15 protein-coding genes are annotated in these 16366 nt (G+C 40.4%); 2 read left to right on the plus strand and 13 right to left on the minus strand.

Annotation, left to right across the window (positions count from 1 at the left end; all coding sequences use genetic code 11):
• Positions 1-5: 5 nt before the first annotated feature.
• The 7 genes from ACO6S2_RS19180 to ACO6S2_RS19210 form a co-directional block, all read right to left on the minus strand.
• A complete protein-coding gene (locus ACO6S2_RS19180; RefSeq protein WP_422360176.1) occupies positions 6-1421 on the minus strand; it encodes a S41 family peptidase in 1416 nt (471 codons plus the stop codon).
• 15 nt (positions 1422-1436) lie between these two features.
• Positions 1437-3485, minus strand: a complete 2049-nt coding sequence (locus tag ACO6S2_RS19185; RefSeq protein WP_422360177.1) for a M3 family metallopeptidase — start codon at positions 3483-3485, stop codon at positions 1437-1439.
• 84 nt (positions 3486-3569) lie between these two features.
• Positions 3570-3860 (minus strand): DUF1272 domain-containing protein, encoded by a 291-nt coding sequence (locus ACO6S2_RS19190; RefSeq protein WP_422360178.1) that lies wholly within the window; start codon positions 3858-3860, stop codon positions 3570-3572.
• Positions 3861-3935: 75 nt separating this feature from the next.
• The gene (locus ACO6S2_RS19195; protein ID WP_422360179.1) at positions 3936-4784 is read right to left on the minus strand and encodes a hypothetical protein; all 849 of its coding nucleotides are present in this window, start codon (positions 4782-4784) and stop codon (positions 3936-3938) included.
• Between the two features lie 255 nt (positions 4785-5039).
• Positions 5040-7085 carry a TonB-dependent receptor gene (locus ACO6S2_RS19200; RefSeq protein ID WP_422360180.1) on the minus strand — a complete coding sequence of 682 codons (2046 nt, stop codon included), beginning with the start codon at positions 7083-7085 and terminating at the stop codon, positions 5040-5042.
• Between the two features lie 46 nt (positions 7086-7131).
• Positions 7132-7929: a FixH family protein gene (locus ACO6S2_RS19205; protein WP_422360181.1), complete on the minus strand. Its 798-nt coding sequence runs from the start codon at positions 7927-7929 to the stop codon at positions 7132-7134.
• Positions 7930-8079: 150 nt separating this feature from the next.
• Positions 8080-8454 (minus strand): hypothetical protein, encoded by a 375-nt coding sequence (locus tag ACO6S2_RS19210; RefSeq protein ID WP_422360182.1) that lies wholly within the window; start codon positions 8452-8454, stop codon positions 8080-8082.
• A 114-nt stretch (positions 8455-8568) separates the two neighbouring features.
• Here ACO6S2_RS19210 and ACO6S2_RS19215 point away from each other — a divergent pair, with 114 nt between their 5' ends.
• Positions 8569-9069, plus strand: coding sequence for a DUF4442 domain-containing protein (locus tag ACO6S2_RS19215; RefSeq protein ID WP_422360183.1), 501 nt, complete (start codon positions 8569-8571; stop codon positions 9067-9069).
• Between the two features lie 33 nt (positions 9070-9102).
• On the opposite strand, the gene ACO6S2_RS19220 is transcribed toward ACO6S2_RS19215, so the two are convergent.
• The 4 genes from ACO6S2_RS19220 to prfB all read right to left on the minus strand — a co-directional run bounded on the left by ACO6S2_RS19220 (position 9103) and on the right by prfB (position 13930).
• The gene (locus ACO6S2_RS19220) at positions 9103-10524 is read right to left on the minus strand and encodes a thrombospondin type 3 repeat-containing protein (RefSeq protein WP_422360184.1); all 1422 of its coding nucleotides are present in this window, start codon (positions 10522-10524) and stop codon (positions 9103-9105) included.
• Positions 10525-10605: 81 nt separating this feature from the next.
• Complete coding sequence (locus ACO6S2_RS19225; RefSeq protein ID WP_422360185.1) at positions 10606-11937, minus strand: YihY/virulence factor BrkB family protein; 1332 nt, start codon at positions 11935-11937, stop codon at positions 10606-10608.
• Between the two features lie 12 nt (positions 11938-11949).
• Positions 11950-12837: a phosphatase gene (locus tag ACO6S2_RS19230; protein ID WP_422360186.1), complete on the minus strand. Its 888-nt coding sequence runs from the start codon at positions 12835-12837 to the stop codon at positions 11950-11952.
• Positions 12838-13930 (minus strand): peptide chain release factor 2 gene (prfB, locus tag ACO6S2_RS19235; protein WP_422360187.1). Its coding sequence is split into 2 segments (ribosomal slippage): positions 12838-13869 and positions 13871-13930, totalling 1092 coding nucleotides; the frame shifts between segments, so codons are not numbered across the junction.
• Between the two features lie 163 nt (positions 13931-14093).
• On the opposite strand from prfB, the gene ACO6S2_RS19240 reads away from it, so the two are divergent.
• The gene (locus tag ACO6S2_RS19240; protein WP_422360188.1) at positions 14094-14564 is read left to right on the plus strand and encodes an STAS/SEC14 domain-containing protein; all 471 of its coding nucleotides are present in this window, start codon (positions 14094-14096) and stop codon (positions 14562-14564) included.
• Positions 14565-14641: 77 nt separating this feature from the next.
• Here ACO6S2_RS19240 and tsf read toward each other — a convergent pair whose 3' ends face one another.
• Positions 14642-15475 (minus strand): translation elongation factor Ts, encoded by an 834-nt coding sequence (gene tsf, locus ACO6S2_RS19245; RefSeq protein WP_422360189.1) that lies wholly within the window; start codon positions 15473-15475, stop codon positions 14642-14644.
• Between the two features lie 102 nt (positions 15476-15577).
• Positions 15578-16345, minus strand: a complete 768-nt coding sequence (rpsB, locus tag ACO6S2_RS19250) for a 30S ribosomal protein S2 (protein ID WP_422360190.1) — start codon at positions 16343-16345, stop codon at positions 15578-15580.
• Between the last annotated feature and the right edge of the window lie 21 nt (positions 16346-16366).

Raw genomic sequence — 16366 nt, forward strand, 5'->3', positions numbered from 1 at the left:
ATTTGCTATTGTGCATTTCTTATCAGCTGATATACAAATTCCAGTTCTGGCTTTTTGCCAGATAAAATATCCTCCACACTCCTATCTACCGGAAGGTCCGGAATCACCCCTCTTTGTGGGTCTTGGCCTTTAGAATTAATTTTAAAACGCCAGACAGGATAGGAAACCAAGACTTTTGAAAATGGCAAGTTGAATGTGGCGCGCCATCTTCCATCTAGGTCTCTGAACGTACCACCAGACTCTTGCCCGACAATTGTCCCGACCTGATGGGTCTTAGCTAGGGCAAGCAATATATTGGTAGCTGACCTCGATCGGCCGCTAGAAATGAAATATACATTTCCTGTAAACTTATGTTCTTGTTTTGGCACATACCTTTTAAGAACCTCTCCCTTCTGCAACACAAAGCATGAGTCGGCGTACGTGAAATTTTTCTTGGGAAATTTTAATTTGGAAGAATTAGGCAGGCTGTTGGTAAAACTATAATCTAGTGTCTTCGTACTGACTTGATTGTATATTTCAAAAGGATGATCTATCAAATAGGTCAGCAATTCCGCCCCTATCATTTCCTCACCTCCACGATTTTCGGAAACATCAATGACGAGATTTCTAATATTGTTTTCTTCAATAGATGAAAAAAAATTCTTTAAAAATACCTTATAGTCATTTATGCTTTTGTCCACTACCCAATAGGCAAAAGTGGTAATGGTGAGTCGAGCTGCATCCGCCTCTTTGTCAATGACGAATGTATATGGAGGAATAGGCTCTGATGGAAACTTCGGGAAATTGTCAGCTAAATCGTCATCGCTTCCATGTAGCAATATGCTACGGGATTCTTCACCATCCTGATAAACAATTTCAAACTGATTAGCCTGGCTGATATTGAAATAATAGGCAAAAGAGAAGTTGTCAAAACCAGACAACTCCTTGTACATGGCCGAATTGTTATTCCCTGAATTCAACAAGGAAAATGTTTCTAATGAACTTATTATGGATTCCACCGATTGCCCATTGATACTTTCTATCTCCTTTCCAATCAAGTAGTCATACGCCTCTTCTCTGCTCCCAGTCACTAATATCCTACCTTTAGCTAGCCAAATTCGTAACGGAAAAAGCTCCGCGCTTCTGGCCTGAATCATTAAATCCTTTGAAGCGCCTAGATAAGAGTGACTCTCACGAATCATCGCATGGACACCGGTCAATGCCCGGAAAAACTCCCATTCGTTTGTTTCAGTATCTATAGATTTCTCAATAGAATCGAGAACATCATGGAATTGATCCTTAGTTGTAAATCTATATAATGAAGGATGTGTCTCTAAAAGAGCTTTTTTATAAAGCTGAAAGTCCTCCTCATAACTACCCGGATGCTGAGCTGATAAACTCAGCGCCGAGAAAAATCCAATCAAAAAAACAATCAGCTTCACTTCTGGCAATAATGATTACAACCCGAGGCTCTTCATATAAGCCTCATTGTTGGAAGGACGGCCTAGAAACTCCTCTACGGCTTCAACAATATCTCTTTGAGAGCCATTGGCTAGGATCAATTTTCGATACTTCACACCCGTAGCTTGATCTTGCAGCCCATTCTTTTCAAATACACTGAACATATCCTGGGCGTATACATCCGACCATAAATAGCCATAGTAGTACACCGGATGCGTATTGATGTGAATCCAACTAGCTTGCTTGTGTGTGCCCTCCACATAAAGATCTTTCACACCTAACTCTGAATCTATTTTCTTCCAAAGATCATCTGTAGGTATTTTATTTTCAGGATTGTATAAGTTGTAGAGGTTGAGATCATACATGCATCTTCTCAGTGAGCTTATAGCAGAAAAGCCTGAAGCGACATTTTTTGCCTTCAACATGTTGTCAAAAGTTTCTTTCGGAAGTACCTCTCCAGTTTCGTAATGCTTAGCAAATGAACTTACGGTTTCATAATCCCAAATCCAGTTTTCAAAAATCTGAGACATGGCTTCAGTAAAATCAGACTTAGAATCGGACTGCAATGAATACTCTCCTTCATAAGCCATCTGGTCCATGATGTGTCCAAATTCATGAAACAAAGTACTCAACTCACCATGACTCAACAGAGAAGGGAGCGTTTCTGTAGGTCTGGTGAAATTACCCAACAGCATCGCCTCAGGCACTTCATATCCTTCAGGCTTTTGTTTTCCGCTTACCAGCGGCACACAATAGAACCAAGTTTCTTTATTGGGCCTGGGATAAAGATCTAAGTAAAATCTACCCTTGAGTTTTCCTCCTTCATAGACTTCATACATCTCCACTTCCTCATGCCACACACTACCATTTTCTACTTTTCTAAACTCGTAGTTCAACAAGTTTTGATATACGGCAAACATGCCCTTTAGGCAGTCATCCATGGGCAGGTAATTTCTGATCTCCTCCGGGTCCACATTGTATTTTGTTTTCAAGATCTCATTCTTATAGAACGATATATCCCAGGTATCCAGCATCTCATCTGCTCCGTTTTCATAAGCTGCTCTGGCCTGATCCAATTCCTCGAGATCAGCTATGGCTTTGCCTTTACTAGCCTCTACCAGTCCATTGACAAAGTCCCAAACGTTAGTCGGGTTCTTGGCCATTTTAGGCACTAGATTGTAATCGGCATAAGTGTCATAGCCCATCAACTGCGCCAACTCATATCTCTTCTGTACCAACTCATCTAGGATAACCAAATTCTTATCAGCTGCTCTGTTGTTGAATTTTGTGTAATAACTCTTTCGTGTCATTTCACGAGAGGCATTTTTCATTACGGGTCCATTGGTGGCGTTGATCACGGGTATTTCATATCTACCCTCTCCAGCGGCATAAGTCTTTTTAAAGTTTTCTGGTAGCCCTTCAGCACCAGTTTCGTTCAGCACCACCAGCTCGTTAGCCGTATTCATATTGGTAGCATATTCTGCAGTGAGATCGTTAATTTCTTTATTCAATCTTTTGTAGGTCACCAGGTCTTCTTCGCTCAACCCCACACCAGATAATTCAAACCCATCAATCAGATCATCTACCAACAATTTTTGTTTGGCTGAAAGTCCTTCATATTCTGACGTTTCGGTGTAACTCACCATTTTATTATACAACGCTTTGTCTGAGTAGATACTGGTAAAGAGTGAATCGATGCGCTTGTAGCCCTCCAGTCCTGTCGCTCGAATAGCTGAGTCCGGTGAGGTCCAGTACATCAAAAAGCTTTTGTTGGAAGCAGTAGCAGCGTTATTGCTCAAATCATCAAAGACACCGAAGATGTCGTCAAAAGTCGGATTATCAACTGATTTGATTTTAGAGACTGCATGAGCGGACTGGCTAATGGTGTACTCGCCATAGGCGGCAACGTCATCGGCCGTGACACTCGCAAAGTCAACGGGTTCGTTGAGTTCTACTACGAAGGGGTTGTCAATGGTTTCGGTAGTATCCGAAGGCTGACAGGCGAATACGACACTAAGAATAGAAAGACAGTATAGAAATTTCATTTTTGGAATGGTTTGAAGTAAATAGGCTAAAAATCAAAGGCTTAAAAGATTAAACCAGGACCAATTTACAACCAAAATGAAAAACTACCTTTCCTCTGGAGGGATATTCTGGTTTTTCTCCATGAGTGGTCGGAATGCAGCTTGATCGACTGGTTTATATACCACCTCCTCGCTAGCAGGATGTTTCACCAGCCCTGCCTTCGGGCGGATGGGCCTTTTTTCAAATCCTCCGCCACAGTTGGGGCAGACGTTGTGAAGAACATTGCTCACACAGTCAGCACAAAAAGTACACTCGTAGCTACAGATCATCGCCTCGGTGCTATGGGGAGGAAGCGGCTTGTTACAGTTTTCGCAGGTGGGTCTTAGGGTGAGCATGGGGTTTGGGGACTATGGATAAAGTATGGTGCGTATCCCGTAGGGTATGCATTATACACTTTGTTACCTGCTTTTTTAATTCAATAACACTAAATTTCCAACACCAACATGTCTCCATACAACAATTTGGTAACCTCCTTTTGTTGAGGCTGATAGATTTTGATTAACTTCTCGTTTGAAAGAAATAGAAATATCACCTTTAACACCATATTGAGTTGCCAAATCAGCTTGTAAATCGGAAGCTATTTTGTCCAAATTAGTCTCGTCAAAAGTAATGTCAAAATACACCAACCCTATTGCAGTAATAATTCTGTAGTTTTTTTCTGTCAAAAACTTTTTACAATCTTCAAATCCATCATCTTTGATTAGGCGTTCTATTGCATCCCTGCTCAATCCCCATTCCGAATAACGGCCTTGTATGGACAGTTCCTTATTATTGATTTTCGTGTAAGCTGCTGTCAATTTTGCTTCAATTTCTGGGAGATTCGTATTTGAAGGATTGAGTTCCTTTATTTGCTCCATATTCCCTTTCACAGTGGAATTTACATCTAATTCAAGCTTTTCCGTTCTTAAATAATCAAATTTTCTTCCTGTAGGATTTACAAGGTTCACTACATCATTATCTCCAAATGGATTAGCTGTTTGGAATGAGCATGTCAAAGCCCTGTCACCATACATATTCGAAGACGGAAAAGTGTGACCAATAACGGAAGCAGCAATATCCTTTGGTGTTTTTATGTTATCGACTTCTAATGAAAATGGCTTTTTATAAAAATGAAAAACAGTTCCAATATTTCCTGGTTGACAAGCATCATAACCGCAAACCTGGTCAGGCTTCAATTTTGCATCAGGAAGTTTATAAGTTTTACAAGCTGAGATTGAAATAATTGCTCCAAGAGCAATTGCGAATTTTAGATGTTTCATATTTTTAGTTTCTTTTAATTACAGGTAACATTGGGATATCAACTATGCACTATATATATATATATATATATACGCTGCACCATTACCACAATTTTTAAAACTTCGGTTTTTTTTCTAAAAGAGCTGCTACTCAAGGATAAAACTTTTTGAAGTGAGATCAAACAATCAATTGTCATTTCGCAAAGTACAAGATGATGGACGCTGCGGTAGAAGACCGAAACACATAGCCCGGATAAACTGGGCTATGACTTAAGTCTAAAAGCCAATTTTTAACGAAGCATAAAAATTACGGCCAGGTCGTAGCACTCCTCCCCAATCTAAATGCTCGCGGTAGCTTTCGTCCAGCAGATTTTCTACGCCCAATGAAGCACCCAATTGAAACTTGTCAAACTTCCAGTCTTTACTCGTTCGGAGATGGATCAGCTGATAGGCAGGCGTGGCCACTTCACCCGTGTTTTCACTAATATTCTTCTGGGCTATAGACCACTCACCTTCAGCCTGAAATTTGAATCCCTTGGCTTGCCCTACTAACGTCAGGTTATTCTTCAGCGGCGGTATCAAAGGCAGCGGCGTACCCTCGCCATCCTTGGCGTAGGTGGCCTTCACAGCATACATCATCTGAAAGTATTCGGATGCGCTATACAGCACTTGTGCATCGAACCCTGAAAATGTAACACCATCTATGTTTTCATAGACCTTTGTGCCTTTTGCACCTATGGTCATGGCGTCCAGGCTTTCATCTACGAAGCCAATGATATAATCATTGAACCAATAGTGAAATCCGCTGACATTTACTTCTAACTTATCCAACAGCTGATACTTAAATGATCCAGTCAGTTGATATGAGCTTTCCTTTTTGATTTCGGGATTACCTACATAATCATAACCATCGAAGTTGTTGTACAAATAGAAACCATACATCTCAGATACGGACGGTAATCGTTCGCCATAGCTGCCTCCGATTTTTATTGAGAATTGGTCGGTCCATTCATAATTCAAAGAGATGCCAGTATTCAATACAAAATGGTTGACCGAAAAGTCATCTTCATCATAACCAAACACGGCGAACTGTCCTTTACCCATTTCGCTTTTCATTAGAGTAAAAGCTTGTTCGCCTCGAATACTCAGTTGAGTAGTGAGCTTGTCGGTAGTCTGCCACTGATCTGAAACGAACAGACCGATATCCTGTCGATCTACATCCGGCCAGGTGAGCATGAACATGTCTCTTTCGTTAGGGATGAACATGGTCATTTCGGCATAGGCATTGGTGGCATAGCCATCCAACTTTCCTTGAATAGTATGAGACCCACGAAGCCCTGTAGCTTGCATGAAACCGCCATAGGTTTTGGTATTGCCAGGCATATCCATTCGGACTGGCACATCAGCTCTTTTAGAATCATCCATCAAATGATCCACTGCATTGGCATAGGCCTTTACTTCCACCTCCTGTAACCACTCGGTAGGCTCAAACAGCGTATAAGTAACCGCTCCAATTTTCGCTTTAGCGAAAGCGACATCCATAGGCAAACCAGGGTATCCTACATCCCTGGCATCGTCTATAAGAAAGTCAACATGAATCAACTGACTGTCAGAAAGGCGATAAGCGCCGCTTACAGAGTAGTTGATTTTTTTATAGCCTGAGTGGTAAACTTCTTCGCCATTTCCATCTGTATAGTCATGAAAATTGCGGTAGCCACCATTCATCCTGATGGCCAATTTGCGAGTTCCATAGCTCAGGCTAGCCGATTGGCTCAATCCGTTCGAGACTGATTCGTACCTAGAATTTAGACTACCGCTCAAGGATTGATCAAACTTAGGTCTTTTGAGTTTAAAGTCTATGGCTCCACCAACTGTGCTGCCGTGCGCACTTCCTCCTCCTCCTTTTTCGATTACAATACTTTCCAGGTTGTTCGGCTCCACGTATGAGGACACAGGATCCATTTTATCTGTGCAGGCACCAAACATACGCATGCCGTCTATGGCTACATTGACTTGTCCACTACTGAGTCCGTTAATCGTGGGTTCCCAGGCGTAGTTTCCTCGACGGATCATGTTGATACCTGACAATCGGGAAAGCACATCTTCTGTGCTATTCAGAGGGTTATTTTTATAAAAACCATAGGCCACCGCCTCACCGGAATATTTAGATTCCGATAATTCTAAATCATCTAGCCAAACCTCCATACCGATATAAGAATCGCTTTGGATTGAATCAAGCCAAGCCTCATGATCCATCTGTGCATATCCAAAGAATGGCGTGCAAACGAATACTAATAAAAGGTTAATTATATGCTTGAACATAATAAAATGAGGCTGTGTCAAAAGTCATGACACAGCCTCTTAAAGGTTATAAAACCACTTCGAATGAATCCTCTAATATCAGTACGTCACCGTCCATCACGGTTACGTTGATCACCCAATCACCTGTCATGGTGAAATTCACTGTACCTTGATAATGTCCGTTTCCAACGTGTGTAGGATTTACATTGTTTGGAGAACCATGACCCATAGCTGGCATTTCAGGTTCTATCTCAATGGTAAAATCTTCAACCGCTGGCCAGCTCATACCGGACTCGCGTTTGTGCACGGTAAATTCTATATCGTTGCTGTCTACTGCAAAATCGGGATTGTTTACCATAGAAATCCAATACCCTTCCGCTGTAGATTTTAACCTTGTTAACTCAGGAACTGTGACTGTCACCGGAAGTGAAACCTTGCCTTGAAAATCAGAATCCATTTCCATAACAGATACATCAAGTGTCCAATTGCCCATCATTGATGGCATAACAAAAACGGTAGCAAAAGTTTGCAACATGTCCATGCTGGCGTCATGTTCATCAGCTTCATGTGGCGCACTGTGCATCATATCCATATCTGTCATATCCATCATCGGCGTGATACTCAGATGGGCATTACTCAACCACTCTCCATCCTTGGTATAAAGTCCTAGAGAAAAATCGTTGTAGCCTACTTTTGGGCTCGTACCTTCTGCCATGTACATCACCACTTTGAAATCTGAATCGGGAACCGCCGCAAAAGCTATTTCCACCATGCTGCCAGCGGGATTAAGAGCATCGTCGTCGTTTGAACAAGCTTGGGTTAGCACTAAGGCAGTTAATATTATTATGTATTGTAATTTCTTCATCGTTTGAATCCTTGCGTAGTGTAAAGGCAATGAACCACACTACTTGTATTTGAATAAATAGTTATTGAGTTTCTCTATTACAAAGAGAAGCTGTTGATAATCCCTCTAGGGAATGTTGTAATTAGAATTTGGTTATCCAAAAAGACAACCTCAAACGATGGGCGGATGGAAGATACCTGCCAAATATCCGTCAATAACATTATGGCTAGTATCACCTCTCAGGGCTATAAAATTTGAATTGAAGAAGTCGAATTTCGTCGATTCATGAATATTCATTACATCTATTTTACTCAGCTGAGTCAACTGTTTGGCCTTGTGCTCACGTGTATCATTCATTTGTTTTCTGAGTTTGGTCATCAAAAAACACTTTCCTTGACATTCTAGCTCTGGTCTGTTTTGATTTTCGCAAAGGTAAGAGGCTATGTAATCTCTATTCATGGCGAAATCCACAACAGTCCATGTGCACAAGATGGGCTTGTACATCATAACAGAAATGAGCAATATGGCTGTCAATCGCAAAGGCATGATGCAAATGTAGGGAAGTATCTCTATTGAAATATGATCTAGGTCATAGTTTTAAATGAAATTGGTCGTGATGGACTAAATGAGTAGATTCACGATGATTTAAACCCAATCAAAATGACATTATCCGCAGCACAAGAGCGATTCAGAAAGCGCATGCTCAATTCCTGGATTTTTAGAACCTTCCTATTTTTGAAAATTCCATTGGGCTGGGCGTCTGGAATGAAGGTAATCGAATTGGAACCAGATCATGCCTCTACTACAGTAGCACACCGATGGCTCAACCAGAACCCTTTCAAATCCATGTACTTCGCTGTGATGGCCATGGCTGCTGAATTGTCTACAGGCGCACTGGCATTGATGGCCATTGAAGGACAGAGTCCAAGTGTAGCCTCAATCATAGTAGGAATGGATGCCGAATTCGTAAAAAAGGCAACTTCAAGAGTAAAATTCACCTGCAGTGAGGGAAGTAAAGTACTAGAAGCGGTTGAAAAATGTATGATTTCTGGTGAATCAGAAACAGTAAAGCTAAGAACAGAAGGTAAAACCGCTGATGGAACCTTAGTCGCAGTCTTTCATTTTACCTGGTCCTTTAAGCAAAGAAAAATTAAGGTCTGATCCCATCATTACAGAATCAGACCTTCAATATTTTTATCCCTCTTCTTCAAACAAGTCTCCCGTGTAATACTCGATTTGTCCAATGACATCATCGAAAAAGCTTTCAAAATAATTGAAAGCATCCTCTTGAGAATCATCCTTGAATATTAGGTAAAGAATATCCTCCGTACCATTGTATTCTACGTCGGCCACTTTGAAATTATTGACTAATAAATCTAAATCTACCAATTCATTAATTTGAGCTTCAGTGGGGTCCTGAAGAGAAAAGAGCGGAGCTAAATCTGAGGCAGTCACTACCGACAAATGCTCCAGATGAATGCCAGCTGTAAGTGATTTAATATCGTTATCAAAGTCTATATCGTCATATTGATTGTGGGCCAGTTCTAGATCTACTTCTATTCCATAACCACAACCTTCTTCATTAGACACCTCCAGATCCAGTGCAAACTTCGTATCTACCGGACTCTCAAGCACTATGTGAAAATTTGAGGGTTTTAAGAAAATTTCAACATCTACCTTGGTTGGCAAAGGCACATTTCCTGTTCCATAAGCCACTTCATTGATAGTTAAACCAACCACTTCAGTACCATCAACCGTTAGACTCAAAGCCGCGGATGTCGGCAAATAATAGGTACTGTCATCAGTAGTAAACTCTTTATCTGTATAGTTGTCTAAAACCAATGACGCATTATTATTTCCTCCTTCAATGGTAGGAAACTTTAATTCAACCTTTGAAGTTGATGCACTCGTTTCCGTCCAACTACTGTCTGATTTATTGAATTCGAATACACCACCTATATCGGCCATCACTAGTCGGAAGGACTCATCTTCTTCTCCCGTATCAATGATGGATCCAAGGTTTTCCATAACTGCATCCATCCAAGCTTCATCAGGAGTTTCTCCGTTGTTGAGACCAACCATGTCATCTAAAACAACACCCATGGCATCGCCATTCTTTAGATTTCTAATGCAATTGAAAGTACCATCCAAAGCAGTTTGAATATGAGCCTGATCCTCTTCTACCGTGGTCTCATCACATGCATCTCCAATACCATCTTCATCAAAATCCTCCTGTTCGGGATTGGCGGTTTCGGGACAATTATCCAGATAGTCCTGAATTCCGTCCTCATCACCATCACCTTCACAAACATCTCCGATACCATTTTCATTAATATCTGCCTGATCTGCGTTTGCCATGGTGGGACAATTATCTAAATCATCTATGACCCCATCTTCATCGGTATCGGTCTCGCAGGCATCACCAATACCATCACCATCTGCATCGGCTTGATCGGCGTTCGCCACTTCAGGGCAAATATCTACCGCGTTTTCGATACCATCTCCATCATCATCGGGCGTATCGTCTGTAGCATCTAATTCACATGATTGAAAAATTAGCGTTGAGCATAAGACATATATGCTCCAACGCAGAGTTAATTTGGGGAATTGCTTCATTGTTCCTTTCTTTTAAAATTCACTGTCGCTGGTTACGTAAATATAACTATTTCAACAAAGAATTATATTATCGGAGAGTAACTATATATCCTTAAGTAATTTATTTCCAGAGGATTTGCCCAAATCAGCACTTAATTGACTTAGAGATTTTTCGATAGTGTCCACTGCTTTCACTTTGGATTCATGCAGCTTTCTATCACCATCTTCATTGAGTCTTTTGAAAACCAGATTAATATCAATTTGATTGATATCTAATGCTGGTAGGTATATGTAATTCACGCCCTTATCACTAAGGCTCCTTACCAAAATACCAACGTTCACCAGTCTATTCACTGCATTGCTGACAAATCGATGTGGAATTTGTAGTTTTATTGACAAAGCTCTTTTGGTCCAGGGCTCTTCATCCTTTTCAAATGACTTTACTACCGCATGAACAATGAGCAACGCGATTTTGTTCTTCTCTGCCATGCTGAACTTGATATCGGTCTCATCGGGAATGTATTCATCTACTTTCTGTATAGCATAAGACAACTCGCCTCCAATACAAACAATGACCCAACTGAGTTGGCAAAATATAAAGAACAAGGGCAATACAGCTAAACCTCCATAGACTGCTCCATAGTTACCCATAAGAAAAGAGAACATAATAAACCCTTTTTGAACCAGTTGGAATAATGTACCAGCAATCACACCTGCTATGAGGCCATTTACGAATTTGACCTTCGTATTAGGCATGATTACGTAGATCATAGTAAACAACAACCAAATCAGCACATAGGGTGAAAGTTGCACAAAAAATGCAGCTACTGGCGTTACCAGCGCCTCCATTTCATCATTTTGGCCTATCACCTGAAGTTGATTTTGAATGAATATGGTAACTCCGCTGGATAGAATGATGAGTATAGGAGAAATCACTATGAGGGCTAAATAGTCGGTAAACTTTCGAATCAAAACCCGAGCTTTTTGTTTGCCCCAGATGCTATTGAACACTACTTCTATATTATTCAATAGCTTCATAACAGTGAAGAAAAGGACTACAATAGAAACACCGATAATCACTCCCCCTTTAGCATTGGCTAGCAAATTCTGAGCAAAATCGAATATGGTTTCTTTTACTACCTCCTGGCCAATGAAAATTTTATCCAGCTCTTTCCGAATAAGGTTCTCGATGCCAAATCCCTTAGCAATACCGAATATCATAGCTACTACCGGAACGATAGAGAGGATTGTTAGATAAGTGAGTGCCGAGGCCTGAAGTACAATATTGTCCTTCTTGAACTCTTTCGCAGCGATGACCAAAATTTTGATCACCTTGAGCCTAAAACCTTTCCAACCTTCCGTTTCGGTGGTCTTCCAAATTTCGCTTTTTATAAAATCGGCGGCTTCTTTAGTTTTTGAAACTATCTTCTTCAAGTCTTTAAGATACTATATCTGTTTGTTTAAGACATTCTTATCATAAAGATAACTGATAATACCATCCTTTAAGCCCACATCAGGTACCATGATTTTTTTTGCTCCAGCCTTTTTCATTATAGTAATGTAGATTTCAGAAGCAGGGATAATCACATCCGCACGATCCTCATTCAATTTAAGATTAACTATCCGCTCCTCGTAAGGCATACTCTTTAACATTTCAAGTTCCTCTTCAAGCTTCTTGATACCTATATATTTACCTTTTTCCTTATTGGTTAGTTCGTAGAGTTTACGAATGTTACCTCCTGTCCCAATGGCTATAAAGTGCGACTTTTTCCCCTTATTCTCCTGAATCCAACGAAGCATTTCTTCCCAAGCATCTTGATGCTCTGATTTTTTCAAGAGACGTACCGTACCAATTGGAAAAGACTTCGAGATCACTTTTTCTTCACCATGATAAATCGTGAGCTCCGTGCTACCACCACCAACATCTATGTGAAGATATTGTTCCTCTGATTGTAGATTTAAAGCAATCACTCGATTGATAAGTTCAGCTTCCAAATCGCCGCTGATGATATTGATATCTAAATCACATGCAGCCTTTACAGCCTGAGCCAAAGCATTGCCATTCTCCGCTTCGCGCATGGCGGATGTCGCGCAGGCATAGTATTCATCGACCTGATACAGATCTATCATATTCTTGAAGGCCTGCATCAGTTTGACGAACTCACGAAATTTTTCGTCTCCTATCTGGCTATTTTCAAATACATCAGAACCCAACCTCAATGGAAAACGAATGTATTGGAGTTTTTTAAATATAGTCACCCCATCGTAGGTGATCGGGCGGTTGATTTGGAGCCTTACGGCATTCGAACCAATATCAATGGCTGCTAATATCATTTAGTCGGTTTCTTGTCCCTGACCCATTAAAAAAGCTTTGATGTAATCTTCCAAATCACCGTCCAACACATTCTGTACATCAGTACGCTCTACACCAGTTCGAGCGTCCTTTATCAACTTATAAGGGTGTAATACGTAATTTCTAATTTGACTTCCAAAGTCGATTTTCATTTTACTACTCTCAATCTCATCGCGCTTTTCGTTGCGCTTGTCTACTTCAATTTGATATAATCGAGATTTGAGCATTTTCATTGCATGCTCTTTATTGGCCAGCTGAGATCGTTCGATAGAGCAGACTATCACAATACCAGAAGGTTTGTGTGTGAGTTGTACCTTGGTTTCTACCTTATTTACATTCTGACCACCTGCACCACCAGATCTAGAGGTCTGCCATTCGATATCTCCTTGGTTTACTTCAATTTCAATAGAATCATCCACAATGGGGTATACATAAACCGATACGAAAGAAGTATGCCTCCTTCCTCCGGAATCAAACGGAGAAATCCTGACCAATCTATGCACACCGATTTCAGACTTCAGATAACCGTACCCAAATTGGCCATCGAATTCCAGAGTAGCCGACTTCACACCTGCCGTTTCACCAGCCTGGTAGTTCAATTGCTTTACCGAGTAGCCATTTTTTTCGCCCCACATGATATACATCCTCATCAGCATAGAAGCCCAATCCATACTCTCTGTTCCGCCGGCACCAGGGTTGATTTCCATGACTGCACCCAGCTGATCTTCTTCACCGCTCAGCATACGCTTGAACTCCAGCTCTTCTAATACGACCATGAATTTTTCGTATTCGGTGTCGATCTCCGACATCTCTACCTCGTCGGCTTCATAGAATTCATAAAGCGTTTCCAGATCTTCGCACATGGTATTCACCTTAGCAAAACCATCCGTCCAAATTTTCTTGGCTTTGATTTGCTTCAGCATCGCTTCAGCTTGTTTTGGGTCGTCCCAAAAATCTGCCTGAGTTGTGATAGACTCTTCTTCTTCTACTTCTTTTACTTTGATATCGTAGTCAAAGATAGCCCCGGAGATCACTCACTCGGGCCTTTGCTTCTTTCAATTGATCTGATGTCATTGAATTTGGTTTGTTTAAATAGTTGGCAAATTTATCAAACCCTTGCATTTCCTTTCATCTATTATTGACTTTTTCATTCGGATCATACTAGTTTATCTTTTTCATTTGGATTAATTTTGCGCTCCGCCTTTCTCAGATTTTAGAACCAGAAATAATATTTCTTATGAAAACTCTTTTTGAAGCAGAAGACGCTATTTTTCAATTTGATGAAGACAACACCACTTTTCAGTTTGGATGGAAAGGAACGGTAGGATTAGATTCAATGCAGAAGATCATGCGTATGGCTTCCGAAATTGCCAAGGAACATGCTAACGTACATTGGCTCGTGGATAGAAGAGCGCTTGAAGGATACGATGGTGAATGTAGAATTTGGATAAAGAATGATTTTGTAAGCAAAGAAGGCACAGAAATGCTAAAGAAGATAGACAAAATTGCTGTTTTGGAATCAGAATCTCCGATGGCCACAATTTCTTCTAATGTACTCGCTGAAGCTATTAAGAAAGTGAACCCTTCTATCGAATCTAAAGTTTTTGACTACACCCAACCAGCCTCAAATTGGCTAGCAGGAATTGTTGTAGAAGAGCCTGTAGTTGAGAAAAAATCAAAATTGAGAAAGCTCTTTGGTAAGAAATAAGTACGCAGTACAAAGACATAAAAAAAGCCATCTTGATATCAATCAAGATGGCTTTTTACTTTAGATCGAATAAGTAATTATCCGATAGTAATTCTTTTGAATTCAGCCACTGTCAAACCTTTGCTCACGCTATCAAGGTATTGTGAGATACTTAGCTTGTTGTCTTTTACAAAAGCCTGGCTCAACAAAGTGTTCTCTTTGTAGAATTTATTCAATTTACCTAGAGCAATTTTTTCCAGCATAGCCTCTGGCTTGCCTTCTTGTCTTGCCTGATCTTTTCCGATCTCGATTTCCTTTTCAACTACAGAAGCATCTACACCTTCTTTATCCAAAGCGATAGGGTTCATCGCAGCGATTTGCATTCCTACGTCTTTACCAGCTTCTAGTACATCTGTACCATTCGTGTTTTTCAAAGAAACCAAAACACCCAATTTGCTACCCGCATGGATGTAAGGAACAACAGCCTCACCTTCCATTACTTCATAAGCTACGATGTCCAGTTTTTCACCAATTTTTCCGATCAACTCAGTGATTTTATCTGCGAAAGTCAAATCTCCATCAGCTTTCAAAGCCTTCAAAGCTGCAGCGTCAGCTGGCTTGTTAGTAAATGCAGCTGTAGCCAATTGCTCTCCTAAAGCTACAAATTCATCGTTCTTAGCTACGAAGTCAGTTTCACAAGAGAATGCCACCAATACACCTACAGTGTTGTCTTCGTTAGTTTTAACGATTACAATTCCCTCATTAGTTTCTCTATCTGCTCTAGAAGCAGAAACTTTTTGACCTTTCTTTCTAAGAATTTCGATCGCTTTGTCGAAATCACCTTCAGCTTCTACCAAAGCCTTCTTACAATCCATCATACCAGCTCCAGTCATCTGACGCAGCTTGTTTACATCTTGTGCAGTAATTGCCATTATTAATGTATTTATGTCTTTTAAATCGATTTAAACAAAAATTGAACACCGAGTAGATCAATGTTCAATTTTCTTATATTGTGACGAATATTTACTTAGTAATTATTCTGCTGTCTCTGCTTTTTCGTCAGCTGCTGCTTTGGCTGCTGCCTCTTCCTGATCCTTCTTCTCGTCTCTATCTTTCTTTCTCTCAGCAAGTGCCTCTTCCATTTCTTTACCAATGTGACTGATAATCAATTGAATTGATTTGAATGCGTCATCATTTGCAGGAATTGGAAAGTCCACCTGATTTGGATCAGAGTTTGTATCTACCATCGCGAATACAGGAATGTTCAATTTCTGAGCTTCTTTGATAGCAATATGCTCTCTTTTGATATCTACTACGAAAAGTGCTGCAGGTAGTCTTGTCAAGTCAGAAATTCCTCCAAGGACTCTTTCCAATTTGATTTTCTCTCTGCTAATCATCAACTTTTCTCTCTTTGCAAGATTTTTGAAAGCATCGTCTTTCAACATCTTGTCCATAGAAGACATCTTCTTAAGAGATTTTCTAATTGTCGCAAAGTTGGTAAGCATACCACCTAACCATCTGTCGGTTACGTAAGGCATTCTTAGTCTCTTTGCTTCCTCAGTTACGATTTCACGCGCTTGCTTTTTAGTAGCAACGAACATTACTTTTCGTCCTGATTTCACGATCTGCTTGAGTGCATTTGATGCTTCTTCGAGGCATTCAAGCGATTTATGTAGATCTATAATATGGATACCATTCTTCTCCATGAAGATGTAAGGCGCCATACGTGGATCCCACTTTCTCGTCAAGTGTCCAAAATGAACACCAGCATCAAGTAAGTCTTTGTGCTTTAATTGAGCCATTAAGTTTACTTATATATAAAA

The organism is Reichenbachiella sp., from assembly GCF_965233835.1.
In the GTDB taxonomy this organism is placed as follows: domain Bacteria; phylum Bacteroidota; class Bacteroidia; order Cytophagales; family Cyclobacteriaceae; genus Reichenbachiella.